Here is a 25,806-nt window from a genome sequence, read left to right as displayed (position 1 = left end):
AGGGTCTATCGTACTTGGCCGCGAGGGTCCGTGGGTCGCACGCGCGGTCCGCCCGCCTCCGGATCCAGCCGAACAGCTCCCCTGGCCGGCCGGTTCGTGAGCCAGACGCCGGCGATGACGAGGACTCCCCCGGCGATCTGCACGAGCGTGACCGGTGTCCCGAGGAGGAGGCCGATGAGCGCGACGAACACCGGCATCAGGTTGAGGAAGATGCCCGACCGACTTGCGCCGACCTGTTTCACCGAGAGGTTCCAGAGGACGAGCGACAGGACGGACGGGAAGACCACGATGTACCCGAGCCCCGCCCAGGCGCCGGCGTCGACCGGGACGTCGAGCCCCGCCCACAAGGCGACCGGTAGCAGCAGGACGGACGTCATGACGGCCTGGACGGCGCTCGACGTGATAGGTGGCGTCCGGAGCGTGCGCCCGAGGATCGTGTACGCCGTCCACACGGCGACCGCACCGAGCATGAACAGCGCACCCACGTTCAGGTCGAGGTGCAGCAGCCGCCCGAGATCACCGCGTGTGAGCACCAGGAGCACGCCGAGCAACGACAGGAGGATCCCGGCAACAGCACCGCCTCGCATCCGCTGACGGGCGAGCACCGTCGCGGTGACCGCGATGAGCGCCGGGTTCGTCGCCCCGACGAGCGATGCGTCGAGGGACGAGGTGTGGCGGAGCGCCTCATAGCTGAACAGGCAGAACGCGACGAGTCCGAGAAGGCCGAGGACGAGGTGCTTCGGCCACTCCCGCAACGCCGCCCGCCAGTCGGGGCGCTCGACGACGATGGCGAGGAGCACGATGATCGGCGCAGCGAACACCCAGCGGAGGAAGGTGAGGTCGAGCGGCGAGATCTGACCGACGACGAGGCGACCGAACACGAAGTTGCCGGCCCAGAAGAGGTTCGCGAGCACCAGGAACACGAAGAACCGACGCTTGACCATCCGACAACCGTAGTCGGGTGTCCATCCCGCGCGGATCATGGCCGGGACGGCGTGCCAGCCCGCCGGTGTCGGACGATGGTGCGAGGGTGATCACGTGCCCCTGGATTTCACCGCCATCGACTTCGAGACCGCGAACTCGTCCTCCGCCTCCGCGTGCAGCGTCGGGCTCGTCCGCGTCCGCGACGGCGTGGTCGTCGAACGCGCCGGCTGGCTCATCCGTCCGCCGGCCGGACACGACGCCTTCCTCGAGTGGAACACCCGCATCCACGGCATCGTCGCGAGTGACGTGATCGGGGCGGCCGGGTGGGACGACCAGCTCGGCGACCTCCTCGACTTCACGCAGGGCGACGCCCTCGTCGCCCACAACGCCGGCTTCGACATGGGTGTCATCCGCGGTGCGTGCGCGGCGACGGGGCTGGACTGCCCCGACATCACCTACCTCTGCAGCCTGAACATCGCGCGCAAGACGTACCAGCTGGAGTCCTACCGACTCCCGGTGGCAGCACTCGCCGCAGGATTCGACGACTTCCAGCACCACGAGGCGACGGGTGATGCCGAGGCGTCGGCCCACATCATCATCGACTCGGCCCGCCGCCGAGGAGCATCTTCCATCACGGAGCTCGCCGAGCTCACGAGTGTGAAGATCGGCCGCATCGGTGTGAGCGTCGCCGCCTGAGTCCGCGCGGCCTCCGGCCGATGTCGGTGGCCCCGGCCACACTGAGGGCATGGACAGTGTGCTCACCCTCGGCGTCGGCCTCCTCATCGGTCTCGTCCTCGGCGCTGCCGTCGCGGTGATCCTGATGCGCCGCTCCGCAGCCGGGGATCCGGCGGGCGGTGTGGACCCAGCGCTGCTCGAAGCCCGTCACGCGGCACAGCTCGCCGAGATCCGCGGCCAGCAGTCCCAGGTCCTCGCCGACGCGGCCGCGCGCGAAGCCGAACTGCGGGCCGCCCTCCGTGCAGAACTCGCGGCGCTCGACGCCACCGCCGACGGGCTCGGGCGAGAGCTCGCGGCGCAGCGCGAGCAGTATCGCGAACTCGTCGAACGTCACCGCGCCGACGCCAACGCCCGCACGCGTCAGGAGCAGGAGGAGAGCCTCGTCCTGCAGGCGCTCGCCCCGGTCCAGCACAGTCTCGAACACATGCAGGCGAAGGTCACCGAGCTGGAGCAGCAGCGCAGTCGACAGCACGGCGAGCTGGCCCAACAGTTGAAGACCGCCTCCGAATCGGAGGAACGTCTCCGCTCGACGACCGAGTCGCTCGCCTCGGCGCTCCGCAACAACGCCACGCGTGGTGTCTGGGGTGAGACGCAACTCCGCAACGTCGTCGAGGCCGCCGGCCTCACGCAGCGCGTGGATTTCGACGTGCAGTCGAGCATCACCTCCGACGCCGGCGTCGGCCGCCCCGACATGATCGTGCGGCTCCCCGGCGGGAAGTCGATCGCCGTCGATGCCAAGGTGCCGTTCGCGCAGTACCTCGAAGCCAGCACGATCCCCGTCACCGCGACGGGTGAGGAGGCCGCACGTCGGGCCTCCCTGCTGGGTCAGCACGTCAAGGCCGTCCGCTCCCACGTCGACGCGCTCGCCGCGAAGGCGTACTGGCGCGGCCTCGAGTCCAGCCCCGAGTTCGTCATTTGCTTCATCCCGAGCGAGTCCCTGCTGGCCGCGGCGCTCGAAGCCGATCCGAGTCTCCTCGACTACGCCTTCGGCAAGCGGGTGGCCCTCGCCTCGCCGGTCAACCTGTGGGCCGTGCTCAAGACGGTGGCGTTCACCTGGCAGCAGGACGTCCTCACCGACGAAGCGAAGCAGCTGTTCGACCTCGGCAAGGAGCTCTACCAGCGTCTCTCCACGCTGTCCGACCACGCAGACCGACTGCGTCGCTCGATCGAGAGCACCGTGACGAACTACAACCAGTTCGCGTCCTCCTTCGAGAGCCGGGTGCTCGTCACCGCGCGGAAGCTCGACGCCCTCGATGAGGCCACCACCATCGGGACGCTGGCCCAGAGCGACTCCTCCCCCAAACGCCTCACCGCACCCGAGGCACAGCCCGCACCCGAGGCACAACCCGCACCGGAGGCACCGCCGTCCGAGCCGAGCGAGCTCGAAGCGCGCTTGGCACACCGCCTGCACGACTGAGCGCAGTCGACTCCTCGACATGATGAAGCGCCCGGCCCCACCGATCGAACGGGGGAACCGGGCGCTTCATCGTGCAGCTGGGGCCTAGAGCCACTTCTCGGCGAGGTGGTCGGCTTCCACCCGGCGGATGGTGCCAGAACGGGAGCGGAGCACGAGGCTCTCGGTGCGGATGATCGGCCCCTTGCGCTGCACACCGTCGACCAGCTCACCATGGGTGACACCGGTCGCGACGAAGTACGTGTTGTCGCCACGGACCAGGTCGTTCGCTCCGAGGACACGGTCGAGGTCGTGACCGGCGGCGATCGCGCGCGCACGCTCCTCGTCGTCCTTCGGCATGAGCTTGCCCTGGATGAGTCCGCCGAGCGCCTTCACCGCACACGCCGTGATGATGCCCTCAGGGGTTCCGCCGATGCCGACGCACATGTCGATGCGCGAGTCGTAGCGAGCGGCGTTGATCCCGCCGGCGACGTCGCCGTCGAGCAGGAGTCGTGTGCCGGCGCCGGCCTCGCGGATCTCTTCGATGAGCTGCGCGTGACGCGGGCGATCGAGGACCGCGACGCGGATGTCTTCGGGCTGCTTGCCCTTGGCCTTCGCCAGTTCACGGATGTTGTCGCCGATCGACTGGCTGATGTCGACGACACCGATGCCGTCTGCACCCGTGACGATCTTGTCCATGTAGAACACCGCCGACGGGTCGAACATGCTGCCGCGGTCGGACACCGCGATGACCGAGAGCGCATTCTGCCGACCGGCGGCGGTGAGGCTCGTGCCGTCGATCGGGTCGACGGCGATGTCGCAGGACGGCCCGCGTCCGTTGCCGACGTGCTCGCCGTTGAAGAGCATCGGGGCTTCGTCCTTCTCGCCCTCGCCGATGACGACGACGCCGTCGAAGTTCACGGTGCCGAGGAAGGCGCGCATGGCGTCGACGGCCGCGCCGTCCGCGGCGTTCTTGTCGCCGCGGCCGATGAACGGCGCTGCACGGATGGCCGCAGCCTCCGTCGCGCGCACGAGTTCCATGGCGAGGTTGCGGTCGGGCTGCAGATAGTGGGAGCCGGTTTCAGGCTGGGTCACTGGATCCTCCATGGATCGCTCGCCTCGTGGGACACGACGCTTCGGTGGGTGAGGGTTTCAGCCTACCGAACGGGGCCCCCTGAGCCCCGCGACGAATGTGGATCGAGGCGCTTCCGTGACCTCGTCAGCGGACTCCCCGGTCCGACGACCACGGACTCGACGACGACGGCTCCGTCCGCGTCGACCCGGACTCCCGCAAGCTCGTGACCTGCGGCGAGCGCCGTCGATGTGACCGCGCTGAGCAGGAGCCAGGCGTCGTCATGGCAGAGGTCCATGAGGGTGAGCTCGCGGTCGAGGTCCGTTCCGACCCCCTGCAGACGGGTGCGTTCCTCGACCGACTGCGGCGCGAACCGCGCGGACATCCAGCCGCCGAGCGCCCGGACGGCTGCAGCGGTGAGGATGCCCTCGGGAGCGCCGCCGATGCCGAGCAGCAGGTCGAGGTCGCCGTCGGGCGCTGCCGCGCGCAACGACAGCGCGACGTCGCCGTCCGCGAAACTCACCAGTCGGGCTCCGGCCGCGACGACTTCCCGTGCGTACCGCTCGTTGCGCGGACGCTCCTGCACGGCGACGCGCAGCTGCTCGACGGGACGTCCGAGCCGCTCGGCGAGCGTCGTCAGGGAGACCGACACCGGGTCCGTCAGCGACAGCCCTGCTCCGGCGCCCGTGGTCACGAGCTTCTCCAGGTAGTAGGCGGGCCCGATGTCGAACATCGCACCGCGCGGGGCGACCGCGATGACGGCGACGGAGTCGGGTCGACCGGCGGCGGCGAGTTTCGTGCCGTCGACCGGATCGACCGCGAGGTCGATCGCCGGCCCGGATCCCGTGCCGAACCGCTCGCCGACGAACAGCATCGGCGCCTGGTCCTTCTCGCCCTCCCCCACCACGACGAGGCCGTCGACGGCGAGCGGTTCGAGTGCGCGGCGCAGGGCGTCGACGGCGACACCGTCGATGCGCAGACCGTCTCCACCGCCCACGAGACCGGCGACGGCGGCGGCGGCCGACCGCGTCGCATCGAGGAAGCCCTCGAGGAGGGCGGCGTCCGGGGTGCGCTTGAGCATCTCTCCATCGTGCCGTATGCCGACGGGGGCGATTCACTAGACTTTGAGACGAATCGTCCCCACGCAAGGAGAAGACATGCCCGTCGCCACCCCGGAACAATACGCAGCGATGCTCGACAAGGCGAAGTCGAACGGGTTCGCGTACCCGGCGTTCAACGTCTCGAGCAGCCAGACCATCAACTCCGTCCTCCAGGGCCTGACCGAGGCCGGTTCCGACGGCATCATCCAGGTCACCACGGGTGGCGCAGACTACTTCGCCGGTCACACCGTGAAGAACCGCGCGGCCGGCGCCATCGCCTTCGCGAAGTTCGCCACCGAGGTCGCGAAGAACTACCCCGTCACGGTCGCGCTCCACACCGACCACTGCCCGAAGGACGCGCTCGACGGCTTCGTCATGCCGCTCATCGCCGCCTCCGAGGAAGAGGTCAAGGCGGGCCGCAACCCGATCTTCCAGTCCCACATGTGGGACGGCTCGGCGGTTCCCCTCACCGAGAACCTCGAGATCGCGCAGGAGATGATCAAGCGCACGAAGGCCATCAACGCCATCCTCGAGGTCGAGATCGGCGTCGTCGGCGGCGAAGAGGACGGCGTCAGCCACGACATCAACGAGCACCTGTACACGACGCTCGACGATGCGATCGCCACGGTCGAGGCCCTCGGCCTCGGCGAGCAGGGACGCTACATGGCAGCTCTCACCTTCGGGAACGTCCACGGGGTCTACAAGCCCGGCAACGTCAAGCTGCAGCCCGAGCTCCTGAAGACCATCCAGGACGGTCTGGCTGCGAAGTACGGTCACGGCCCGAAGCCGCTCGACCTCGTCTTCCACGGCGGCTCCGGCTCGACCGACGCCGAGATCGCAGAAGCCGTCGCGAACGGTGTCGTGAAGATGAACATCGACACCGACACCCAGTACGCCTACACGCGTGCGATCGCCGGCTACATGCTCACCAACTACGAGGGCGTCCTGAAGGTCGACGGCGAGGTCGGCAACAAGAAGCTCTACGACCCCCGTGCCTGGGGCAAGGTCGCAGAGTCCGCGATGGCGCAGCGCGTCCTCGAGTCCACCAAGCAGCTCGGTTCGTACGGCACCAGCACCTCCTGAGCCTGAGACGTGGAACGGGGCCGGCAGCGATGCCGGCCCCGTTTCCGCGTCTGCGGATGGTACGTCTGCGGACGGTGCCTTCGGCGGGCGATCGCCTACGGCTGCTGCGACCGCACGTACTCCATGAACGCCGGGTCGGCGCCCATCGCGATGGCGATGCACACGACCACGACGATGTTCGCGACGACGCCGGCGACGATCGGGATCCAGAACGTGAGCTTGCCGGCGCGGAGTGACCGGCTGGACAGCACGACGGCACCGATCCAGAGCGCGATCTGGAGCCCCAACGCGAGGATGCCCATGGCACTCGCGAGCGCGTCGGAGGAGTAGCCGGAGACGCCGAATTGCACCAGGGCCGGCCGGATGAGGCCGGGCAGGTCGAGCAGGTTCGGCATGATCACGATGATGCTGACGAGTCCGAGACCCAGCAGGAGCGACGTCGCCAGGCGATCGCCCGTCACCGGTCGGCGGCCGTTCGGAAGCACCGGAGCCGCCGGGGATTCAGGCGCCGACGCCCTGGTCTGCTCGCGGAGGGTGGGCTGCGCGGGCGGCACCTGCTGCTGACCGGCCGGGACGACGGGGGCGACGCCGAGTTCCTCCGCGCGCTGGTGGTCGAACGGCTCCTTGATGCTCGCCCGTTGCTCCTCGGGGGTCGCGTATTCGCCGAACTGCGGACGGGGGCGGGATTCGCTCATGGTCGGCGCCCTCCCAGAGCGCGCGGATCGGTCGTGCCCGCAAGGTCTTTGCGCAGCTCCTTCGGCAGGGAGAACATGAGGTCCTCCTCAGCCGTCTTGACTTCCTGAACGGTGCCGTACCCGGCACCGGAGAGCTCTTCAAGCACCTCGTCGACGAGGACCTCGGGAACGGAGGCCCCACTCGTGACACCGACGGTGACGACGCCGTCGAGCCAGGACTGCTCGATCTCGTGGGCGTAGTCGACGCGGTAGGCGGCCTTGGCGCCGTACTCCAGTGCGACCTCGACGAGCCGCACCGAGTTCGAGGAGTTCGCCGAGCCGACGACGATCACGAGGTCTGCGTCCTCGGCGACCTTCTTGATGGCGACCTGTCGGTTCTGCGTGGCGTAGCAGATGTCGTCGCTCGGCGGGTCCTGCAGCTTGGGGAAGCGCTCCCGCAACCGGCGCACGGTCTCCATGGTCTCGTCGACGGAGAGCGTCGTCTGCGAGAGCCAGACCACCCGGTCGGGGTCGGCGACGACGATGTCGTCGACGGCCTCGGGGCTCGTGACGAGCGTGACGTGCTCGGGTGCCTCCCCTGCTGTGCCTTCGACCTCTTCGTGGCCCTCGTGTCCGATCAGCAGGATCTCGTAGTCGTCGCGCGCGAAGCGCACGGCCTCGCGGTGGACCTTCGTGACGAGTGGGCAGGTCGCGTCGATGGCGAGGAGGCCGCGGTCGGCGGCGGCGTTCACGACGGCCGGGGAGACCCCGTGGGCGCTGAAGACGATGTGGGATCCGGAGGGCACCTCGTCGACCTCGTCGACGAAGATCGCGCCCTGGGCCTCGAGCTGGCTCACGACGTGCACGTTGTGGACGATCTGCTTGCGCACGTAGACGGGCGCGCCGTAGTGCTCGAGCGCCTTCTCGACGGCGATGACCGCTCGGTCGACTCCGGCGCAGTACCCGCGAGGGGCGGCGAGGAGCACGCGCTTCTCTCCCGCGACGGGCAGGTCGGCCAGGCGTCCCTCGATCCGGCGGAGTCTCGGCATCCCGAGTCCGATGGTGGGGGCGTCACGCAGATCAGTCACCTCTGGATTCTACGCGGCCGCGCTCGGGAGTCGGCCGTGAACCCTCACGGTCCGCAGACGGCCGACGCGCAGCTCCGCGTCGGTGCTCGCGGCTAGGGTTGAGGGATGAGCGATGCACCGGCCACGATGGACGCCCCCTGGCCGGTCGCGCTCCTCGGGACGAAGCTCCGCGACTACATCGACCGTCTCGGCACGGTCTGGGTCGAGGGCGAGATCACGCAGTGGGGTGCGTCGGGCGGCAACGTCTACGGCAAGCTCAAAGACCTCGAGGCGGACGCGACCGTCGGCTTCACCATCTGGTCCTCGGTCCGCGCGAAGATCCCCGCCGACCTGAAGCAGGGCGACCACGTCGTCGCGCTCATGAAGCCGAACTACTGGCTCAAGGGCGGCACGCTCACCATGCAGGTCATGTCGATGAAGCACGTCGGGCTCGGCGACCTGCTCGAGCGTCTCGAACGGCTCCGATCGCAGCTCGCCTCCGAAGGGTTGTTCGACGCCTCCCGGAAGCAGCCCCTCCCCTTCCTCCCCCAGTGCATCGGGCTCATCACCGGCAAGGATTCGGACGCAGAGAAGGACGTCCTGCGCAACGCTGAACTCCGGTGGCCGTCCGTCAGGTTCCGCGTCGTCCATGCGGCGGTCCAGGGCGACCGCACGCCGGGCGAGGTCGTCAGCGCCCTGCAGACCCTCGACGCCGACCCCGAGGTCGACGTCATCATCGTCGCCCGAGGTGGCGGCGACTTCCAGAACCTGCTCGGATTCAGCGACGAGCGCGTGGTCCGTGCGGCAGCAGCGTGTTCGACACCGCTGGTGAGCGCGATCGGGCACGAGGCCGACCGGCCGCTGATCGACGACGTCGCAGACCTCCGCGCCTCGACGCCGACCGACGCCGCCAAGCGCGTCGTTCCCGACGTGGCCGAGGAGTTCACGCGCGTGCAGCAGGCCCGCATGCGTCTGTCCTCGCGGGTGACGACGATGCTCGGCCACGAGATCGACCGCATCGCCACGCTCCGCACCCGGCCGGCGCTCGCGAACCCGTCGTGGATCGTGGACTCCCGCGCGGACGACCTCACGCGCACGGTCGCACGCGGTGCCGAACTCATCGACCGTGCCGTCGAGCGGGCCCAGCGGGAGGTCGGAGAGCTCCGCACCCAGCTGCGCGCGCTCTCCCCCCAACGCACGCTCGACCGCGGCTACGCGATCGTCCAGCGGACCGATCCCGCTGCGGACGTCCCCGGCGGCGCCGTCATCCGGGCCGCAGCCGATGCACCGGCCGGCACGGAGCTGCTCATCACCCTCGCCTCCGGAGCCATCGGGGCCACCAGCACCGGCCAGACGACGGCTGCCGTGACGACCGACGACGAATAGGATAGAAGCCATGTCCACCCCCTCCGATGTCCAGGCGCTCAGCTACGAGCAGGCGCGCGACGAACTGGTCCGGGTCGTGTCCGAGCTCGAACAGGGTTCGGCGTCCCTCGAGGACTCGCTCCGCCTGTGGGAGCGCGGCGAGCAGCTCGCGCAGCGGTGTGAGGACTGGCTGATCGGCGCGAAGGCCCGCCTCGACGCCGCGCGCGCCGCGCAGCTCGGTTCCGGAACGGCGGACGCTGCTCAGTGAACGACACCAAGGCTCCCCGCGTCGTCGCCGAACTCGGTCGTCCGGAGACCCCCCAGGAGACCGCCGACCGCAAGGCCGAGAACTCCCGCCTGTACCGTGCACGCAAGACGGTCAACAACCTCGTCCTCTCCCTGCTCGCGACCGTCGGCCTGGTGGTCGTCATCGTGCTCGCCGTGCCTCGTGGCGAGGCCCCGGAGCGCCCGAACGTCGACTACGCGTTGCTCGCCGGCCAGGCCCAGCGCGACGTCACGGTCCCGCTCCTGACCCCGGAACTCGGCGACGACTGGGGCAGCAACTACGCCGACATCCGCACGGCGCCCTCGCCCGTCGTCGGCACCCCCGACATCCGCTCCTGGAACGTCGGCCTCATCGCCCCCGACGACGAGTTCGTCGGTCTCGTGCAGGGTATCGACGCGAACGACACCTGGCTGGCCGCCGAACTCGACGACGCCCGCCCGACGGGCACGGTCACGATCGACGGCGTCGAGTGGATCGAGTACGCGAACGGCAGCGGCACCGACGAGGGGAACGTCGGCTACGCGCTCTCCACGGTCGCCGGCCAGAGCACCATCGCGGTCTTCGGCACCGCCACCCCAGAACACATCGTCGACGTCGCCCGTTCCGTGCGGAGCGGCGTCACCGCGAACCTCGACGCCGCGACGTCGGCAGAAACGGATGCAGAATGACCCAGCGACACCCGGGAGCCGTCTGGCGTGAGATGCAGCGCGGCAACGCGCGCTTCGTGGCCGGCGAACCCGCCCACCCTCGTCAAGACGTCGAGCGCCGCGCCAACCTCGCGCACGCCCAGGCTCCTCAAGCTGCGCTCTTCGGCTGCTCCGACTCACGTCTCGCGGCCGAGATCATCTTCGACAAGGGTCTCGGCGACCTCTTCGTCGTGCGGAACGCAGGCCAGATCGTCTCGGACTCCGTCCTCGGCACGCTCGAGTACGCCGTCGGTGTCCTGCAGGTTCCGCTCATCCTCGTGCTCGCACACGACGAGTGCGGCGCCGTGCGCGCCGCGATCGACTCGCAGGCCGAAGACGCAGCCCCACTGCCGCCGCACATCGACCGCCTGATCCAGCAGATTGTCCCGGCCGTCACCGCGGTCGCCGGACCGGCACCGATCGACGCACCCGCCGTGGACTCCTCCGAGGTCGGACGCCGACACCTGCGCCGCACGGTCATGGAGATCATCTCCCGCTCCGAGCTCATCAGCGACGCCGTCGCGGCCGGCACCGTGGCCATCATCGGCGCCAACTACAAGCTGCTCGAGGGCACCGCGGTCGCCGACATCATCATCGGCGACATCACGGAACCCGCCTAGCTTTCCAACACCTTCATCCAGCCAGCGCACATCGCACAAAGGAGAACGAACAGCGTGGTAGACACCGCAGCAACCGAGTACCGCATCGAACACGACACCATGGGCGAGGTGCGGGTCCCCGCGAACGCGCTCTACAGCGCGCAGACGCAGCGTGCGGTCGAGAACTTCCCGATCTCGGGCAGCGGGCTCGAGTCGGCGCAGATCGCCTCCCTCGCCCGCATCAAGAAGTCCGCGGCGCTCGCCAATGCGAAGCTGGGTGTCCTCGACGCAGCCATCGCCGACGCCATCGCGGCGGCGGCCGACGAGGTCATCACGGGCGTGCACGACGCTCAGTTCCCGGTCGACACCTACCAGACCGGCAGCGGCACCTCCTCCAACATGAACATGAACGAGGTGCTCGCCACGCTCGCAAGTGCTCGCCTCGGTGCCCCGGTGCACCCGAACGACCACGTGAACGCATCGCAGTCGTCCAACGACGTCTTCCCGACGTCGGTGCACATCGCGGTCACGAGCGCGCTCATCGACGACCTGATCCCGGCCCTCGACCACCTTGCGGTGGCGCTCGAGGCGAAGGCCGAGCTCTGGAAGACCGCCGTCAAGCCCGGCCGTACGCACCTCATGGACGCCACCCCGGTCACGCTCGGCCAGGAGTTCGGCGGGTACGCCCGCCAGATGCGCCTCGGCATCGAGCGCGTTCGCACGGCGCTCCCCCGCGTCGCCGAGGTGCCGCTCGGCGGCACCGCCACCGGCACGGGCATCAACACGCCCAAGGGCTTCCCGCAGCTCGTCATCGAGCTGCTCGCACAGGAGACCGAGCTGCCGATCACCGAGGCACAGGACCACTTCGAGGCGCAGGGCGCACGCGACGGGCTCGTCGACGCCTCAGGAGCCCTCCGCGTCATCGCGGTCAGCCTCACGAAGATCTGCAACGACCTGCGTTGGATGGGATCGGGTCCGAACACCGGTCTCGGCGAGCTGCACATCCCCGACCTCCAGCCCGGATCGTCGATCATGCCTGGCAAGGTCAACCCGGTCATCCCGGAGGCCGTCCTCATGGTCGGTGCACGGGTCATCGGCAACGACGCGACCATCGCCTGGGCCGGCGCCTCCGGCTCGTTCGAACTCAACGTCGCGATCCCCGTCATGGGTACGGCGCTGCTCGAGAGCATCCGTCTCCTCTCGAACGCGACGCGCGTCCTCGCCGACAAGACCGTCGACGGGCTCCAGGCCAACCTCGAGCGCGCTGCCGCCCTCGCCGGCTCCTCGCCCTCGATCGTGACCCCGTTGAACAAGATCATCGGCTACGAGTCGGCGGCGAAGATCGCCAAGCACTCGGTCGCGAAGGGCCTCACGGTCCGCGAGGCCGTCATCGACCTCGGCTTCGTCGAACGTGGTGAGATCACGGTCGAACAGCTCGACACGGCGCTCGACGTCCTGTCGATGACGCACCCGGGCTGAGTCCGCAGCTGCACCACCAGGAACGGCCTCGGATCGACGATCCGGGGCCGTTTCCCTGTGTCAGGACGAGAGCGCGATCGAGGTCCAGGCCCCCAGGAGGAGGAACGGGCCGAACGGGATCCGCGTGCGCCAATCAGCGGTGCCGCCGCGAAGTCGCCCGGCGATGACGATCACGCCGCCGACGACCCCAGCGGTGCTCACAGCGACGACCGAGAACAGCAGCACGGCCTCGATCCCGAAACACCCCACGGTGAGTCCGAGCAGCGCCCCGAGCTTGACGTCGCCCATTCCGAGCCCGCCGAACATCGCACACAGGTAGAGGAATCCGCCCACGAGGAGGCCGGCACCGAGCGGCTCCCAGACCGGCCGACCGTCGACGGCTGCGTCGAGTACGACGAGCGGGAGGCCGACGAGGAGCGCCGGCAGGACGATGCGGTTCGGCAGGCGCCGCTGGACGACGTCGATCCGGACGAGTGACGGCGTGATGCACGCCAGCCACAGCACGAGCATCGCCACTGGGCGGAGGTCGAGACCGATCCGGAGGGCGAGCGCGGCGAGCAGCAGCGCGAGCAGCGGCATCCAGGAGCGCTGGAGTAGACGGCGGCGGGAACGACGACGGAGGACCTGGCGAGAGGGCATCCCGCCAGGCTAGGACGAGTGGCCGTTCGGCCGCCGAAGTTGTCCACAGGCTGCGATGGTGGGCGGGACGCGGGTTCCCGCCCACCATCGGTCGTGGGGTGGCGTGACTAGGCCAGTTCGTTTCCTTCCAGCATCTCGGTCACGAGCGCGGCGATGGCCGAACGCTCAGAGCGGGTGAGCGTGACGTGGGCGAACAGCGGGTGCCCCTTGAGGGTCTCGATCACCGACGCGACTCCGTCGTGCCGACCGACTCGCAGGTTGTCGCGCTGGGCGACGTCGTGGGTGAGGACCACCCGCGAGTTCTGGCCGATGCGGCTGAGGACCGTCAGGAGCACGTTGCGCTCGAGCGACTGCGCCTCGTCGACGATCACGAATGCGTCGTGCAGCGAGCGCCCGCGGATGTGGGTGAGCGGCAGCACTTCGAGGATGCCTCGCTCGACGACCTCGTCGAGGACGTTCTGAGAGACGACCGCGCCGAGCGTGTCGAAGATGGCCTGACCCCACGGGTTCATCTTCTCGCCCTGGTCACCCGGGAGGTACCCGAGCTCCTGTCCCCCGACCGCGTAGAGCGGACGGAACACCATGATCTTCTTGTGCGCTTGGCGCTCGAGCACCGCTTCGAGGCCCGCGCAGAGGGCGAGTGCGGACTTCCCCGTCCCGGCTCGACCTCCAAGCGACAGGATCCCGATCTCGGGATCGAGCAGGAGGTCGATCGCGAGCCGCTGCTCGGCGGAGCGTCCGTGCAGTCCGAAGACGTCTCGATCACCGCGGACGAGCTTGTAGCTCTGCTTCCCGGTGACCCGCCCGAGAGCGGACCCGCGATCGGAGTGGATGACGAGGCCGGTGTTGACCGGCATGCCCTCGATGAGCGGTGTCGTGCCCTCCTCGCGCTCGTACAGCGTGCTCATGTCGTCCGAGCCGAGCGTGATCTCCGACATGCCCGTCCAGCCGGAATCGACGGCGAGCTCGGCGCGGTACTCCTCGGCCTGGAGGCCGATCGAGGCGGCCTTCACCCGCAGGGGCAGGTCTTTGGACACGACGGTGACGGAGAGGCCGTCGTTCGCCAGGTTGAGCGCGACGGCGAGGATGCGCGAGTCGTTGTCGGCGAGCTGCAGCCCCGACGGGAGCGAGGCCATGCTCGAGTGGTTGAGCTCGACGCGGAGCGAGCCGCCGTCTCCGACCGGGATCGGGAAGTCGAGTCGCTCGTGCTCGATGCGCAGCTCGTCGAGGATGCGAAGTGCCTGCCGCGCGAAGTACCCGATCTCGGGGTCGTTGCGTTTCCCCTCGAGCTCACTGATGACCACGACCGGGATGACGACGGCGTGTTCGGCGAACCGGAAGAGCGCCTTGGGATCCGACAGGAGCACGGAGGTGTCGAGCACGTAGGTGGTCTCGGCCTGGGCCTGACCATCCCGGCTCGCCGCGCGGTCGGCGGGTCGTCGGCTCGTCCTCGTCGACGCGTTCCGCGCCTCGGTGCCGGCTGACGTGTTCTGGATTTCTTGCGAGGCCACAACCACTCCCACCCCGAGCATCTGATGCTCGGATCACTGTGCGAAGCGGCCACCTGCAGGTTTCGAGCCGAACTTATGTGGCCGTCTCGACCGGGCTCCATGCCCGATGAGATGAACGTACGTCCGACCGCCGACATCGATGCGACGACACGCCCCGTGTCCTGTTACGAGGACATGAACAAACGGGGACTTGTGCGCGGCGCAGCTCGGTGCAGGTCAGTAGCTCGCGGCGGTCGCGAAGGACACCAGCCCGCCGCGCAACTGGTCGAGCGTCTCGCGACTCGTTCCGGCGTGCACGCTGAGCCGGACGGCACCCCCTCGCGTCGTCACGGTCACGCCGTGGTTCGCGAGCGACGCGGAGAGCGTGTTGAGGAGGGCGCCGTCCGGTTCGAGCACGACGATGCCCGCCCGTTCGGACTCGTCGCGCGAACTCGACACGGGGATCCCGAACTCATCGGCGAGGTCGATCACCTCCGTCACGAGCTCGGCGATGGCGCGCTGCACGGCCGGCACTCCGACCGCGATCGTGTCCTCGAGCGACGCTGCGAAGCGGGCGGCGGCCAGTGGGTCGGCGCGCGTGATCGAGTAGGCGCTGGCGTTCCGGCTGGGAGCCGGCGTCGCATCGAACGGCCAGACCTCGTCGGTCCCCGTGACACCGGAGAACACCGGGACGAGGTGCTCGAGCGCCAGATCGCTCAGCGCGAGGAAGCCCGTCCCCCAACCGGCGCGCATCCACTTCTGCCCACCGCTCGCGACGACATCGGCGACCTCGTACGGCGCGTCGACGACGCCGAAGCCCTGGATCGCGTCGACGATCAGCAGCCGCTCGCCGATCACCTGCCGGATCCCTTCCAGGTCGCTCACGAACCCGGTGCGGTAGTCGACCAGGCTGACGGCGACCGCGGTGACCGAGTCGTCGAGCTGCGCCCGGATCTGCCCGGGCGTGACCCGACCATGGTCGGTTTCGAGCCAGGACGGGGTGAGGACGTGCATGTGCTCGGCGGCGCGCTGTGCGGCCAGCGGCAAGGAGGGGAACTCCGCTCGGGAGAGGAGCACACCGCCCGTCAGACCGAACATCGTGTGCATGAGCCCCTGCGAGGTGTTCGGCTGCGCGACGACCTGGTCGGTCCGGAAGCCCGTGAGCGTGCCGACGGCCACGCGCATCCGTTCGTCCTGCTCGTCGATACCGCCGGAGGCCCCGAAACGAGACCGGGCGAGTGCGTCGTTCCACAGTGTCGCCTCGGCGACGACGGAGGTGGCGAGTGGCCCGACCCTCCCGTAGTCGAGGTAGCCGGGCTCTTCGCCGAATCCGGCCTGGAAAGCGCGGAGTCGGGCGGCCGCTTCCGTGTCCTCCTGGTGGAGCGGATCGGGCGAACGTCGGCTCATCCTCCGAACCGCCGTTGCCGCCGGGAGAAATCGCGCAGCGCGCGCAGGAAGTCGACCTCGCGGAGATCGGGACCGAGCGCTTCGACGAAGTAGAACTCGCTGTGAGCGCTCTGCCAGAGCATGAAGTCGCTCATCCGCTGCTCGCCGCTTGTCCGGATGACGAGGTCGGGGTCGGGCTGGCCGCCCGTGTAGAGATGTTCACCGATGAGATCCGGGGTGAGGAGGGCGGCGAGGTCTTCGAGGCTGCGGCCCTCGAGGTGGTGCTTCGCCACGATCGCGCGCATGGCGTCGACGATCTCCGTCCGACCGCCGTACCCGACCGCGAGGTTGATGTGCATGCCGGCGTGGTCCGCGGTCCGCTGCTCCGCCCCCTCCAACGCGCTGCGCAACGAATCGGGCAACCCCTCGCTCGAGCCGACGTGCTTCACCCGCCAATCGCGATAGTGGGAGAGGTCCTCCGCCAGGTCGGCGATGATGTCGACGAGGTCGTCGAGTTCCTCGGGCGAGCGGTTCACGAGGTTGTCGCTCGAGAGCAGGTACAGCGTGACGACGCCGATGCCGAGGTCGTCGCACCAGGCGAGGAACTCGCGCATCTTCGCGGCTCCTGCACGGTGGCCGTGCGCGGCGGTGTCGTAGCCCAGCTGTTTCGCCCACCGCCGGTTGCCGTCGATGATCATCGCGACATGGTGCGGCAGGTTCTGCTGGGTCAGGGACTTCCGGAGGCGTCTGGCGTAGACGCCGTACAGGAAGCCGTCCCCAGGTGCGGATTGCCTCGTCATCACCCTGCAACGCTAGTGCAGAATGCTCCGAGGCACCCAGGTCTCCCGGTCACCCACCCCGTATCCTGGGCAGATGACGAGCAGAGAACCCGAGCTGCCCCAGCTGCCCCTCCTGGAGGTCGCAGCCGTCGACGCCACCGTCGAGGAGATCAAACCGACGTGGCGCGGCTGGATCCATGCGGGTGTCTTCCCGATCGCGGTCGCGGCAGGGATCGTGCTCATCGCGCTCGCGCAGGGTGCCCCTGCCAAGTGGAGCTCACTGGTGTTCGTGCTCACCTCGATGCTGCTCTTCGGCAACTCGGCGCTCTACCACCGCTTCTCCTGGCGGCCGAAGCTCAAGCTGTTGTTCAAGCGCATCGATCACGCGAACATCTTCCTGCTGATCGCCGGAACCTACACGCCGCTCGCGGTGTTGGCGCTGCCGCCGGCCACGGGCACCCTCCTCCTGGCGCTCGTGTGGGGCGGGGCGCTCCTCGGCATCGGCTTCCGGGTGTTCTGGATCGGGGCGCCGCGTTGGCTGTACGTGCCGCTCTACCTCGCGCTCGGCTGGGGTGCCGTCGCCTTCCTCGGCGACATCGCGGCGGCGAACGTCGCGACGATGATCCTCGTCGCGGTGGGCGGCCTGCTCTACACCGTCGGCGCGATCATGTACGCGTTGAAGCGGCCGAACCCGTGGCCCGGGAGGTTCGGATTCCACGAGCTGTTCCACGTCTGCACGGTTCTCGCGTTCCTCTGCCATTGGAGCGGCATCCTGCTGCTTGCGCTCGACCCCGTCTACAACCGCTGAGGCCGGATCGCGGAGGGCTACCGCGCGGGAGTGCCGTCGGGGGTGGTGCCGCTGTCGCCCTCGCGCTTCGACGTGGAGCCGTCGCTCGGGGCCGCCGTGCCTGCCGCCGCGTCGCGTTCGGCCAGCTCGACCTGCAGGCGCTCGTCGATCTCGGCCCGGTAGTTCACCCGACGCACCCGTCGCACCATGTCGACCACGAGCAGGACGACGATGATGGCGATCGTGAAGGTGATGACGAAGCCCCACGGCCCCGGCGTCACCTGGTTCTCGTCGAACTGCGGTGATGGCGAGGGCGACGGGGTGACCGCCAGCACGAACTCGGTGAACAGGTGGTGCATCATGCGGATCCTTCAGTCGTGTCGACGCCGGCGAACAGCTCCGACTCCGGGGTCGTCGACGGTACGTGCGAGGTGACGAGCTGGTAGTCCTCATACGGCCAAGCGGCACGGAGGACGTCGTTCGGCCAGAAGAAGAACGGGGAGTCCGGTGGCACCTGGCTGCTGTGCGCGCGCAGCGCTGCGTCGCGGACTTCGAAGAAGGCGCCGACGTCGACGTGGGTGGTCGCGAGGTCGGGGCGACCGGCCATCCACTCGCGCATCTCGGCGAGACGCTCCACCGCCGGATCCTCGGGGTGATGTTCGACGAGGTACGCGTGCACGGCCTCGAGCCGAGCCGGGCTGAACGACCGGTCGTAGTAGAGCTTGTCGACTCGCCACGCCTCCCCGGCCTCCGGGTACCGCTCAGCGTCCGCAGCGGCTTCGAAGGCGGCGACGCTCACCTCGTGGCAACGGATGTGGTCCGGGTGCGGGTAGCCGCCGTTCTCGTCGTAGGTGATGATCACCTGCGGGCGGAAGGAGCGGACGATGCGGACGAGCACGCCGGTCGAGACGTCGAGCGGAATGTCGGCGAAGCTCGCGGGTGGGACCGAACCGTCGTCGGTCGCCATGCCGCTGTCCTGATAGCCGAGCCACCGGTGCTGGATGTCGAGGATCTCCTGCGCGCGCTCCATCTCGCGGCGCCGGTACCCCGTGAGGTCGCGGTCGAGCATCGCAACGTCCGCCAGGTCGGGGTTCTGCAGGTCTCCCCGCTCCCCTCCCGTGCAGCTCACGACCATGACTTCGGCGCCGAGGCTGCGGTAGTAGGCGAGGGTCGCCGCGCCCTTGCTCGACTCGTCGTCGGGGTGGGCGTGCACGGCGAGCAGTCTCATGGTCATGGTGCGCCGCCTTCCGGCCTGAGTGGGAGGAGTCATCGAGTGACCCCTGATGATGAGGGCGCCGGCGGGACCAGGCGTCCAGGAAGCTGCAATACGCTTGAGGCATCGACCTCGAGGCGACTCGCACTCCTGGTCAAGCTTAACCGTTCGAACCGGAGCCCGTGACGTGACCCATTCCCCCCAGGCCGCCATCGAAGCACGCTACGGACGCACCCCCGGCAGCCGCACCCGCGACCGCCGCGCGCTCTGGATCGTGGCCGGTGCCTTCGTCGTCGTGTTCGTCGCCTGGGTGGTCTGGGCCGGGCTCGACGGCAGCCGCCCGAGCATCGAAGCGCGCAACACCGCACACGAGATCGTCGACGACACGATGGTCAGCGTCTCCTTCGAGGTGACCGGGCCCCAGGACACCGCGATGGCGTGCTCCGTCCAAGCACTCAACGAGCAGTTCGCCGTCGTCGGTTGGAAGGTCGTCGAGCTGCCCCGCTCCGAGCAGCGCACCCGCAGCTTCTCCGAGCTCCTCCGCACGACCGAACGCAGCAACACCGGCGTCGTCGACACCTGTTGGGTCGTCGAGGCCACCTCCTGAGGCGTCACCGCGCCGATCCCGTGCAGCCCCTTCCCCGCCCGATCGTGCGATACTCGAAGCAAGCAGTTCACACGCCCCGGCACTCCGCCGGGGCGTCTGGCATATGACGGGCAGTTCCGAGGCCCCCGTGCCGGACCACTCATGTAAAGGAGTTCCATCGTGTCCGAGCAGATCCAGGAGACGTTCCTCACCCAGCAGGCCTTCGACCGGCTGCAGGCGGAACTCGAGCACCTCAGCACCACGGGCCGCGAGGAGATCGCCAAGCGCATCGAAGCGGCTCGCGAAGAGGGCGACCTCAAGGAGAACGGTGGCTACCACGCCGCCAAGGACGAGCAGGGCAAGCAGGAGGCGCGCATCCGCACGCTCACGCAGATGCTCCGTGACGCCAAAGTGAGCGAGGCTCCCGAATCGAACGGTGTCGTCGAGTCCGGTACCGTCATCACCGCCGTGGTCGCGGGTGGCGAGGAGCGGTTCCTCCTCGGAAGCCGGGAGATCGCCGGCAACACCGACCTCGACGTCTACAGCGAGGGCAGCCCGCTCGGCGGTGCCATCCTCGGCCTCAAGATCGGCGAGTCCACCACGTACACCGCCCCCAACGGCAAGGAGATCACCGTCTCCATCACCGCCGTCGAGACCTACACCGGCTCCTGATCCGTCCGGAGCGCGCAGACGAAGGGCCCCGCCGATCGGCGGGGCCCTTCATCGTCGTCGACCGTCGTCGGATGAACCGTGTCAGTCGTCGACGATCTGGGGGTCGTAACCGGCCTCGCGGAGGGTCTGCACGACGAGGTCGCGGTGATCGGGGCCGCGGGTCTCGATACTGAGCTCCAGCTCGACCTCACTGATCTGCAGCCCATGGCCGTGGCGGGTGTGCAGGACCTCGATGACGTTGGCGTTCGCCTGGGCGACGAGCTCAGCCGTCCGCGCGAGCTGACCCGGTCGGTCTGGCAACGGGATGCGGAGGGTGAGGTACCGGTCGGACGCGGCGAGACCGTGGCTGACGACGCGCTGCAGCAGCAGCGGGTCGATGTTGCCGCCCGACAGGATCGTGACGGTCGTCCCGGTGGGGACGATCTTGCCCGCGAGGATCGCGGCGACGCCCGCAGCACCCGCTGGCTCGACGACGAGTTTCGCACGCTCCAGGAGGACGACGATGGCCCGCGCCAGGTCGTCCTCGGTGACCGTGACCACCTCGTCGACGAGCGCGCTGATCATCTGGAAGTTGAGCTCACCGGGACGCGCCACGGCGATGCCGTCCGCGATCGTCGGCTGTACCGTGATCGTCGTCGGCTCCCCCGCCTCGAGCGAGGGCGGGTAGGCGGCCGCGTTCGCCGCCTGGACACCGATCACGCGGATGGTGCGGCCCTCGAGCGCTGCACGCTGCTTGAGCGCACCCGAGACACCGGAGATGAGTCCCCCGCCACCGATCGGGACGATCACCGTCTCGACGTCGGGAACCTCGTCGAGGATCTCCAGCCCGAGCGTGCCCTGCCCGGTGATGACGTCCACGTGGTCGAACGGCGGGATGAGGATCGCGCCGGTCTCGGCCGCGAACTCGGCGGCGGCGATCAGGGGTTCCGCGACCGTGTGGCCACGGAGGATCACGTGCGCACCGTAGTCGCGGGTTGCTGCGAGCTTCGGGAGCGGGACGCCGACCGGCATGAAGATCGTGGCCGTGATCCCGAGCTCGCGGGCGGCGAACGCGACGCCCTGGGCGTGGTTGCCGGCCGACGCGGCCACGACCCCACGAGCCCGTTCCTCAGGAGTCAGGCTGGACATGCGGTTGTAGGCGCCGCGGATCTTGTAGGAGCCGGTGCGCTGCAGGTTCTCACATTTGAGGTGGACGGGGACGCCGAGCACGTCGGCGAGGTAGCGGGAGCTCTCCATCGGGGTGCGCTGGACGGTGCCCGCGAGCGTGTCGCGGGCGCGCTCGAACGCCGCGAGCGGAGGGCCGGGGATGACGGTGGTGCTCTGGGTGGGATCGGTCATGGTGTGCGGTGTCCTGGACTTTCTGGGGACGAGGTGTCTGTCGGGTCGGCGCTGGGGTGCTGGGGCTCCTGGTCGACGGGTCGACCCTCTGGCTCGCGGGACGAGCGGGAACCCTGGCGGATTCGCCTCGGGCTCGGGACGGTCTGCCAGATCGCGTCGTCAGCAGAGATCGGGGGCGGTGGCGCCCCCGTGCGCCATGCTCCGCTCGAGATCGTGTGCACCACGACGTTGAGCACCGCGACGACGGGCACGGCGAAGAGGGCTCCCGGGATGCCGGCGAGCAGCGTACCGCCGGCGACGGCGAGCACCACCGCGAGCGGGTGGACTTTGACCGCCGTCCCCATGATGAGTGGCTGCAGCACGTGGCCCTCGACCTGCTGGACGAGGAGCACCACGCCGAGCATCAGGAGCGCGATGACCGGCCCGTTGTAGACGAGCGCGAGGAACACTGCGACCGCGCCGGTCACGACGGCACCGACGATCGGGACGAACGCACCGAGGAAGACGAGCACGGCGACCGGGATCGCGAGCGGGACCCCCAGGAGGAACGCGCCCAGACCGATGCCGACGGCGTCGATCGAGGCGACCAGGATCTGTGTCCGCACGTAGTTGCCGAGCGTCCGCCATCCGGCGCGACCGGCGCTGTCGATGGCAGGCCGCGCGGCTTTCGGGAAGACGCCGACGGTCCAGCGCCAGATGGTACGGCCGTCGATGAGGATGAAGAGGAGGCAGAACAGCGCGAGGAACACGCCCGTCGCAACATGGCCGAGCGTCGAACCGATCGAGAGCGCTCCGGACAACAGCACCTGGCTGTCCTGCTGGAGCGAGGTGAACGCCTGCGAGATGAAGTCGTTGAGCTGCGTCTCGGTGACGTGGAGTGGGCTGTTCAGCAGGAAGGTCTTGAAGTCGTCGTACGCGGCGAGCGTCCTCGCCTGCACGGAGGCGAACTGCGAGGTGATCTGCGAGATCGCGAGGAAGATGAGTCCGCTGACGACCGCGATCGCGCCGACCATGCCGACTGCGACCGCGAGCCCCTTCGGCCAGCGGTGCCGGACGAGGAGGTCCACGACCGGCTTCAACAGCGCCGAGACGAGCACCGCGATGAGGAGCGGGATGACGATGAGACGGAGTTGGACGACGAGGAACACCACGAGGGCGAAGAGCGCGGCGACGACGAGGATCCGCCAGGACCAGGCGGCAGCGATGCGCATGCCGGGGGCGACCGGGCTCGGCTCGCGCTCACGGACGGGCGAGACCGCCTCCGGAAGGAAGCGCCCCCACCAGGTCTTCGGTGTGTCGTCCGCCATTGCTCAAGTGTAGGGCTGGCGCATGCCGTGTCGGGTATGCGAATCCTGGGAGAAACGGCCGTCGCTCCCAGCCCGGAAGGCGAGGTCCCTTCGGCACGAGCCGATGCCCGTGTCGGTGACCGGTGTTAGCGTCGGGCCGTGCCCGAATCCATCTCCCCCGCCCTCGCCAGACGCATCGCGCTCGGCGCCCAGGGCTTCGCCGGCCCACCTCGGAGCACCGCGGTTGGCACGCGGACGCTCCGTTCCACGATCGACCGCCTGGGGCTCGTGCAGATCGACTCGGTGAACGTCTTCGAGCGCAGTCACTACCTGCCGCTCTTCGCCCGTCTCGGCGGGTATGACAAAGTGCTCCTCGACCGTCTGACCCTTGGAGCCGACGCCCCGTACCTCGAGTACTGGGCACACGAGGCGGCGTTCATCCCCCGCGACGCGTGGCCGCTGTTCCGATGGCGCATGGAGGCCCATCGCGCCAAGCATGCCACCGATGAGGACGCCTGGGTCCACCACAACGCCGCGATGCTCGACTGGGTACGCGAACTGCTGCGGGAGGAGGGGCCGCTCAAGGCCAGCGAGATCGAACACGACGCGAACGTGCGTCGTGGGCCGTGGTGGGGGTGGTCCGACGTCAAGCGGGCACTCGAGGTGCTGTTCCTCTACGGCGAGGTCGTCACCGCAGGGCGCGATCGGTTCGAGCGACGCTACGCCCTCGCCGAGCAGGTGCTCAGTCCGGAGGTCTACGGCCGCGAGGTCACACGGCCGGATGCGATCCGCGAACTCGTCCGACGCGCAGCAGCCGCGCAAGGCGTCGCCACCCTCGCCGACCTGGCGGACTACTTCCGGATCAAGCCGCAGACGGCAGTGCGGCAAGCCGTGGAGGAACTCGTCGACGCCGGCGAACTCGAACCAGTCGCCGTCGGTGGCTGGGACCGCCGCGGGGGGCCACAGGAGGCCTGGCTCCACCACGAGGCACGCCGACCCCGCAGTATCTCCGGCGCAGCACTCCTCAGCCCGTTCGATCCCGTCGTCTGGTTCCGGGATCGGGCCCTGCGCATGTTCGGCCTCCACTACCGGATCGAGATCTACACGCCGGCGCCGAAACGCGTGTACGGCTATTACGTCCTCCCCGTGATGATCGACGGCGAGATCGTCGCCCGCGTCGATCTCAAGAGCGATCGTCAGCGCGGCGTGCTCCGGGTGCAGTCTGCGTGGTTCGAACGCGGCCACGACGACGGACTCGCGCGCGGACTCCGGCCTGCCGGCGATGATGAGATCTCGATGCGCCTCGCCCTCCTGCTCCAGGAGACGGCGCGATGGCAGGGGTTGGACGAGGTGTCCGTCGTCGATCGCGGCACGCTCTCGGCTCCGCTTGCCGTCGCCCTCGACAGCCCGCTCCTCTCCGCCGATTCCGCGCCCGCCATGGGGACTACTCCCCATGGCGATGGGCCGCAAGCACTCTCAGGGGATACACAAGAAATGCTAGGTTGAGGGGCACCTTCATGGATCAGAACGAGGGGAATCCAGCCATGAGCACCGACGACACGACACCCGAACAGCCGGGTCAACAGCCCGCTCCAGACGCCACGCCCACGGATCCGGCAGCGACCGCGAACGGCGAGCAGCCCTCCGTCCAGCAGCCGAACGCACCGACCGCTCCCGCCCAGGGGTGGGCGCAGACCCAGGTCCCGACCTCGGGCCAGCAGCAGACCCCGTACCAGCAGGGCCAGCAGCAGACCCCGAACCCGTACCAGCAGGGCCAGGGCCAGCAGCAGACGCCAACCCCGTACCAGCAGGGCCAGGGCCAGCAGCAGACGCCAACCCCGTACCAGCAGGGCCAGGGCCAGCAGCAGGCCGGTTACCAGGCACCGCCGACTCCCTACGGTCAGCCGCAGCAGGGCCAGCAGCCCGGCCAGCAGAACCCGTACCAGACGGGACAGCAGCCGAACGGCCAGTACGCGACCGCGCAGAACCCCTACGCGACCGCGGCACCGAAACAGCCGATGGACCCGAAGCAGAAGAAGCGGATCATCCTGTGGTCCTCGATCGCCGGAGGAGCGCTCGTGCTCATCGCCGCCGCTGCGATCACGGTGTCGGTCCTCAACACGACGGCGTTCGGCCCGCAGGCGAAGGTCCAGGACTACCTGAAGGCCATCGCTGCCGGCGACGCCAAACTCGCCAACAGCCTGGTCGCACCGGACCCGTCGATCGTCGGCAGCGACGACCCCGCAGAAGACGACGCGACTGACGACGCAGACGCCGATGCCGAGGCACCCGCGGCAGTCGACCCGAAGGCACTCCTCACCAACGAGGTCCTGAAGGCCGCCGACGAGCGCATCAAGAACCCGCAGGTCGGACGCGTGTCGAGCCGGAACGGCGAGGCCCGTGTCGAGGTCACCTACGAGCTCGGCGGCAAGCGCTACGAGGACTCCGTCTCGCTCAAGAGCGAGGGGAAGCAGTTCCTGTTCTTCGACCAGTGGAAGCTCGATTCCTCACTCGTCGGGAGCATCAACGTCTACACCGGCCTCGGGAGCACCGCGTTCAGCGTGAACGGCATCAACTTCGACGGCGCGACCGACGAGAGCCTGTTCGCCTACCCGGCGGTGTACACGATCGCGCCGCCCGAGAGCAAGTACCTCGCTGGCGACAGCCAGACCGTGACGCTCACCTCGTACACGGCCGGTGAGGGTTCGGCGTTCATCGACATCAACGTGACCGCGACCGAGGCCCTCACCACCGAGGTCACCGCCCAGGTCGTCGCGATGATCGAGAAGTGCCTCGACGCCACGACACTCGACACCACGTGCGGCGTCATGCCGACCTGGCAGCAGGAGCAGTTCACGAGTGTCGGCCCGGTGACCTGGACCCTCACCTCGCCTCCGACCGTCGAGGTCGACGAGGGCGGCACCTACTTCTACACCTCCGACGGACGCATCGACGGCTCGTTCGACGCGTCCTGGTACGGGAGCGCGGTCAGCGGCCAGCAGGTCTGGGACACGTACCTGAACTTCCCGGGCACGATCTCGATCGACGCCGATGACAAGGTCACCGTGACCTTCGACTCGGACGAGCAGGACACCGAGTAGGACGAACCACTCCTCGCACGCAGAACGGGGCGGCGCCTTCGCAGGTGCCGCCCCGTTCTGCTGTTC

The 25,806-nt window shown here is 69.0% G+C and carries 26 protein-coding genes; 13 read left to right on the top strand and 13 right to left on the bottom strand.

Going from position 1 to position 25,806, the window contains the following annotated elements:
- Positions 1 to 5: 5 nt before the first annotated feature.
- Entirely contained in the window at positions 6 to 944 is a 939-nt protein-coding gene (locus KXS11_RS02765) for a DMT family transporter (protein ID WP_437383917.1), read from the bottom strand.
- A gap of 94 nt (positions 945 to 1,038) precedes the next feature.
- On the opposite strand from KXS11_RS02765, the gene KXS11_RS02760 reads away from it, so the two are divergent.
- Both KXS11_RS02760 and rmuC read left to right on the top strand, forming a co-directional pair.
- Positions 1,039 to 1,620 (top strand): exonuclease domain-containing protein, encoded by a 582-nt coding sequence (locus KXS11_RS02760; protein ID WP_437383916.1) that lies wholly within the window; start codon positions 1,039 to 1,041, stop codon positions 1,618 to 1,620.
- A 49-nt stretch (positions 1,621 to 1,669) separates the two neighbouring features.
- Positions 1,670 to 3,076 carry a DNA recombination protein RmuC gene (gene rmuC / locus KXS11_RS02755; protein WP_437383915.1) on the top strand — a complete coding sequence of 469 codons (1,407 nt, stop codon included), beginning with the start codon at positions 1,670 to 1,672 and terminating at the stop codon, positions 3,074 to 3,076.
- 84 nt (positions 3,077 to 3,160) lie between these two features.
- Here the strand turns inward: rmuC and glpX are convergent, their stop codons facing one another.
- Positions 3,161 to 4,159, bottom strand: coding sequence for a class II fructose-bisphosphatase (gene glpX, locus KXS11_RS02750; RefSeq protein WP_437383914.1), 999 nt, complete (start codon positions 4,157 to 4,159; stop codon positions 3,161 to 3,163).
- Between the two features lie 50 nt (positions 4,160 to 4,209).
- Complete coding sequence (locus KXS11_RS02745; RefSeq protein WP_437383913.1) at positions 4,210 to 5,205, bottom strand: fructose-bisphosphatase class II; 996 nt, start codon at positions 5,203 to 5,205, stop codon at positions 4,210 to 4,212.
- A gap of 76 nt (positions 5,206 to 5,281) precedes the next feature.
- Between KXS11_RS02745 and fbaA the strand changes: the two genes are divergently transcribed.
- A complete protein-coding gene (gene fbaA, locus KXS11_RS02740; RefSeq protein ID WP_437383912.1) occupies positions 5,282 to 6,307 on the top strand; it encodes a class II fructose-bisphosphate aldolase in 1,026 nt (341 codons plus the stop codon).
- Between the two features lie 95 nt (positions 6,308 to 6,402).
- On the opposite strand, the gene KXS11_RS02735 is transcribed toward fbaA, so the two are convergent.
- Together KXS11_RS02735 and KXS11_RS02730 are read right to left on the bottom strand one after the other, a co-directional pair.
- Complete coding sequence (locus tag KXS11_RS02735) at positions 6,403 to 7,002, bottom strand: DUF6264 family protein (RefSeq protein ID WP_437383911.1); 600 nt, start codon at positions 7,000 to 7,002, stop codon at positions 6,403 to 6,405.
- A complete protein-coding gene (locus KXS11_RS02730; RefSeq protein WP_437384130.1) occupies positions 6,999 to 8,030 on the bottom strand; it encodes a 4-hydroxy-3-methylbut-2-enyl diphosphate reductase in 1,032 nt (343 codons plus the stop codon). The genes KXS11_RS02735 and KXS11_RS02730 overlap by 4 nt, the downstream gene beginning before the upstream one ends.
- 144 nt (positions 8,031 to 8,174) lie before the next feature.
- On the opposite strand from KXS11_RS02730, the gene xseA reads away from it, so the two are divergent.
- From xseA to KXS11_RS02705, 5 genes are read left to right on the top strand one after another with little or no spacing between them, the layout of a single operon-like run.
- Entirely contained in the window at positions 8,175 to 9,434 is a 1,260-nt protein-coding gene (xseA, locus tag KXS11_RS02725) for an exodeoxyribonuclease VII large subunit (protein ID WP_437383910.1), read from the top strand.
- A gap of 10 nt (positions 9,435 to 9,444) precedes the next feature.
- Entirely contained in the window at positions 9,445 to 9,681 is a 237-nt protein-coding gene (locus KXS11_RS02720; RefSeq protein WP_437383909.1) for an exodeoxyribonuclease VII small subunit, read from the top strand.
- Positions 9,678 to 10,367, top strand: a complete 690-nt coding sequence (locus KXS11_RS02715) for a DUF4245 domain-containing protein (RefSeq protein WP_437383908.1) — start codon at positions 9,678 to 9,680, stop codon at positions 10,365 to 10,367. The genes KXS11_RS02720 and KXS11_RS02715 overlap by 4 nt, the downstream gene beginning before the upstream one ends.
- Positions 10,364 to 11,005, top strand: a complete 642-nt coding sequence (locus KXS11_RS02710; RefSeq protein WP_437383907.1) for a carbonic anhydrase — start codon at positions 10,364 to 10,366, stop codon at positions 11,003 to 11,005. The genes KXS11_RS02715 and KXS11_RS02710 overlap by 4 nt, the downstream gene beginning before the upstream one ends.
- A gap of 54 nt (positions 11,006 to 11,059) precedes the next feature.
- On the top strand, positions 11,060 to 12,463 hold the full coding sequence (locus tag KXS11_RS02705) for a class II fumarate hydratase (RefSeq protein WP_437383906.1): 1,404 nt from the start codon (positions 11,060 to 11,062) through the stop codon (positions 12,461 to 12,463).
- 60 nt (positions 12,464 to 12,523) lie between these two features.
- Here the strand turns inward: KXS11_RS02705 and KXS11_RS02700 are convergent, their stop codons facing one another.
- The 4 genes from KXS11_RS02700 to KXS11_RS02685 all read right to left on the bottom strand — a co-directional run bounded on the left by KXS11_RS02700 (position 12,524) and on the right by KXS11_RS02685 (position 16,778).
- Positions 12,524 to 13,102: a prepilin peptidase gene (locus KXS11_RS02700; RefSeq protein WP_437383905.1), complete on the bottom strand. Its 579-nt coding sequence runs from the start codon at positions 13,100 to 13,102 to the stop codon at positions 12,524 to 12,526.
- A gap of 107 nt (positions 13,103 to 13,209) precedes the next feature.
- Positions 13,210 to 14,613 (bottom strand): PhoH family protein, encoded by a 1,404-nt coding sequence (locus KXS11_RS02695; RefSeq protein ID WP_437383904.1) that lies wholly within the window; start codon positions 14,611 to 14,613, stop codon positions 13,210 to 13,212.
- 216 nt (positions 14,614 to 14,829) lie between these two features.
- The gene (locus tag KXS11_RS02690) at positions 14,830 to 15,999 is read right to left on the bottom strand and encodes an aminotransferase class V-fold PLP-dependent enzyme (RefSeq protein WP_437383903.1); all 1,170 of its coding nucleotides are present in this window, start codon (positions 15,997 to 15,999) and stop codon (positions 14,830 to 14,832) included.
- Positions 15,996 to 16,778, bottom strand: coding sequence for an isoprenyl transferase (locus tag KXS11_RS02685; protein ID WP_437383902.1), 783 nt, complete (start codon positions 16,776 to 16,778; stop codon positions 15,996 to 15,998). The genes KXS11_RS02690 and KXS11_RS02685 overlap by 4 nt, the downstream gene beginning before the upstream one ends.
- Before the next feature lie 73 nt (positions 16,779 to 16,851).
- Here KXS11_RS02685 and trhA point away from each other — a divergent pair, with 73 nt between their 5' ends.
- Entirely contained in the window at positions 16,852 to 17,565 is a 714-nt protein-coding gene (gene trhA, locus KXS11_RS02680; protein ID WP_437383901.1) for a PAQR family membrane homeostasis protein TrhA, read from the top strand.
- A gap of 17 nt (positions 17,566 to 17,582) precedes the next feature.
- Here the strand turns inward: trhA and KXS11_RS02675 are convergent, their stop codons facing one another.
- Entirely contained in the window at positions 17,583 to 17,906 is a 324-nt protein-coding gene (locus KXS11_RS02675; protein ID WP_437383900.1) for a hypothetical protein, read from the bottom strand.
- The gene (mca, locus tag KXS11_RS02670) at positions 17,903 to 18,778 is read right to left on the bottom strand and encodes a mycothiol conjugate amidase Mca (RefSeq protein ID WP_437383899.1); all 876 of its coding nucleotides are present in this window, start codon (positions 18,776 to 18,778) and stop codon (positions 17,903 to 17,905) included. Before mca ends, KXS11_RS02675 begins: the two co-directional genes overlap by 4 nt.
- A gap of 166 nt (positions 18,779 to 18,944) precedes the next feature.
- Between mca and KXS11_RS02665 the strand changes: the two genes are divergently transcribed.
- The gene (locus KXS11_RS02665) at positions 18,945 to 19,364 is read left to right on the top strand and encodes a DUF4307 domain-containing protein (protein ID WP_437383898.1); all 420 of its coding nucleotides are present in this window, start codon (positions 18,945 to 18,947) and stop codon (positions 19,362 to 19,364) included.
- Between the two features lie 159 nt (positions 19,365 to 19,523).
- Positions 19,524 to 20,015, top strand: a complete 492-nt coding sequence (greA, locus tag KXS11_RS02660) for a transcription elongation factor GreA (RefSeq protein WP_437383897.1) — start codon at positions 19,524 to 19,526, stop codon at positions 20,013 to 20,015.
- Between the two features lie 81 nt (positions 20,016 to 20,096).
- Here greA and ilvA read toward each other — a convergent pair whose 3' ends face one another.
- Both ilvA and KXS11_RS02650 read right to left on the bottom strand, forming a co-directional pair.
- The gene (gene ilvA, locus KXS11_RS02655; RefSeq protein ID WP_437383896.1) at positions 20,097 to 21,353 is read right to left on the bottom strand and encodes a threonine ammonia-lyase; all 1,257 of its coding nucleotides are present in this window, start codon (positions 21,351 to 21,353) and stop codon (positions 20,097 to 20,099) included.
- Positions 21,350 to 22,660: an AI-2E family transporter gene (locus KXS11_RS02650; protein WP_437383895.1), complete on the bottom strand. Its 1,311-nt coding sequence runs from the start codon at positions 22,658 to 22,660 to the stop codon at positions 21,350 to 21,352. Before KXS11_RS02650 ends, ilvA begins: the two co-directional genes overlap by 4 nt.
- A gap of 138 nt (positions 22,661 to 22,798) precedes the next feature.
- On the opposite strand from KXS11_RS02650, the gene KXS11_RS02645 reads away from it, so the two are divergent.
- Both KXS11_RS02645 and KXS11_RS02640 read left to right on the top strand, forming a co-directional pair.
- Entirely contained in the window at positions 22,799 to 24,145 is a 1,347-nt protein-coding gene (locus tag KXS11_RS02645) for a winged helix-turn-helix domain-containing protein (RefSeq protein ID WP_437383894.1), read from the top strand.
- Between the two features lie 38 nt (positions 24,146 to 24,183).
- The gene (locus tag KXS11_RS02640) at positions 24,184 to 25,740 is read left to right on the top strand and encodes a hypothetical protein (protein WP_437383893.1); all 1,557 of its coding nucleotides are present in this window, start codon (positions 24,184 to 24,186) and stop codon (positions 25,738 to 25,740) included.
- Positions 25,741 to 25,806: the final 66 nt, after the last annotated feature.

Source organism: Plantibacter flavus, from assembly GCF_051487245.1.
GTDB lineage: Bacteria > Actinomycetota > Actinomycetes > Actinomycetales > Microbacteriaceae > Plantibacter > Plantibacter flavus_B.
This window is presented reverse-complemented; position numbering and strand designations above follow the sequence as displayed.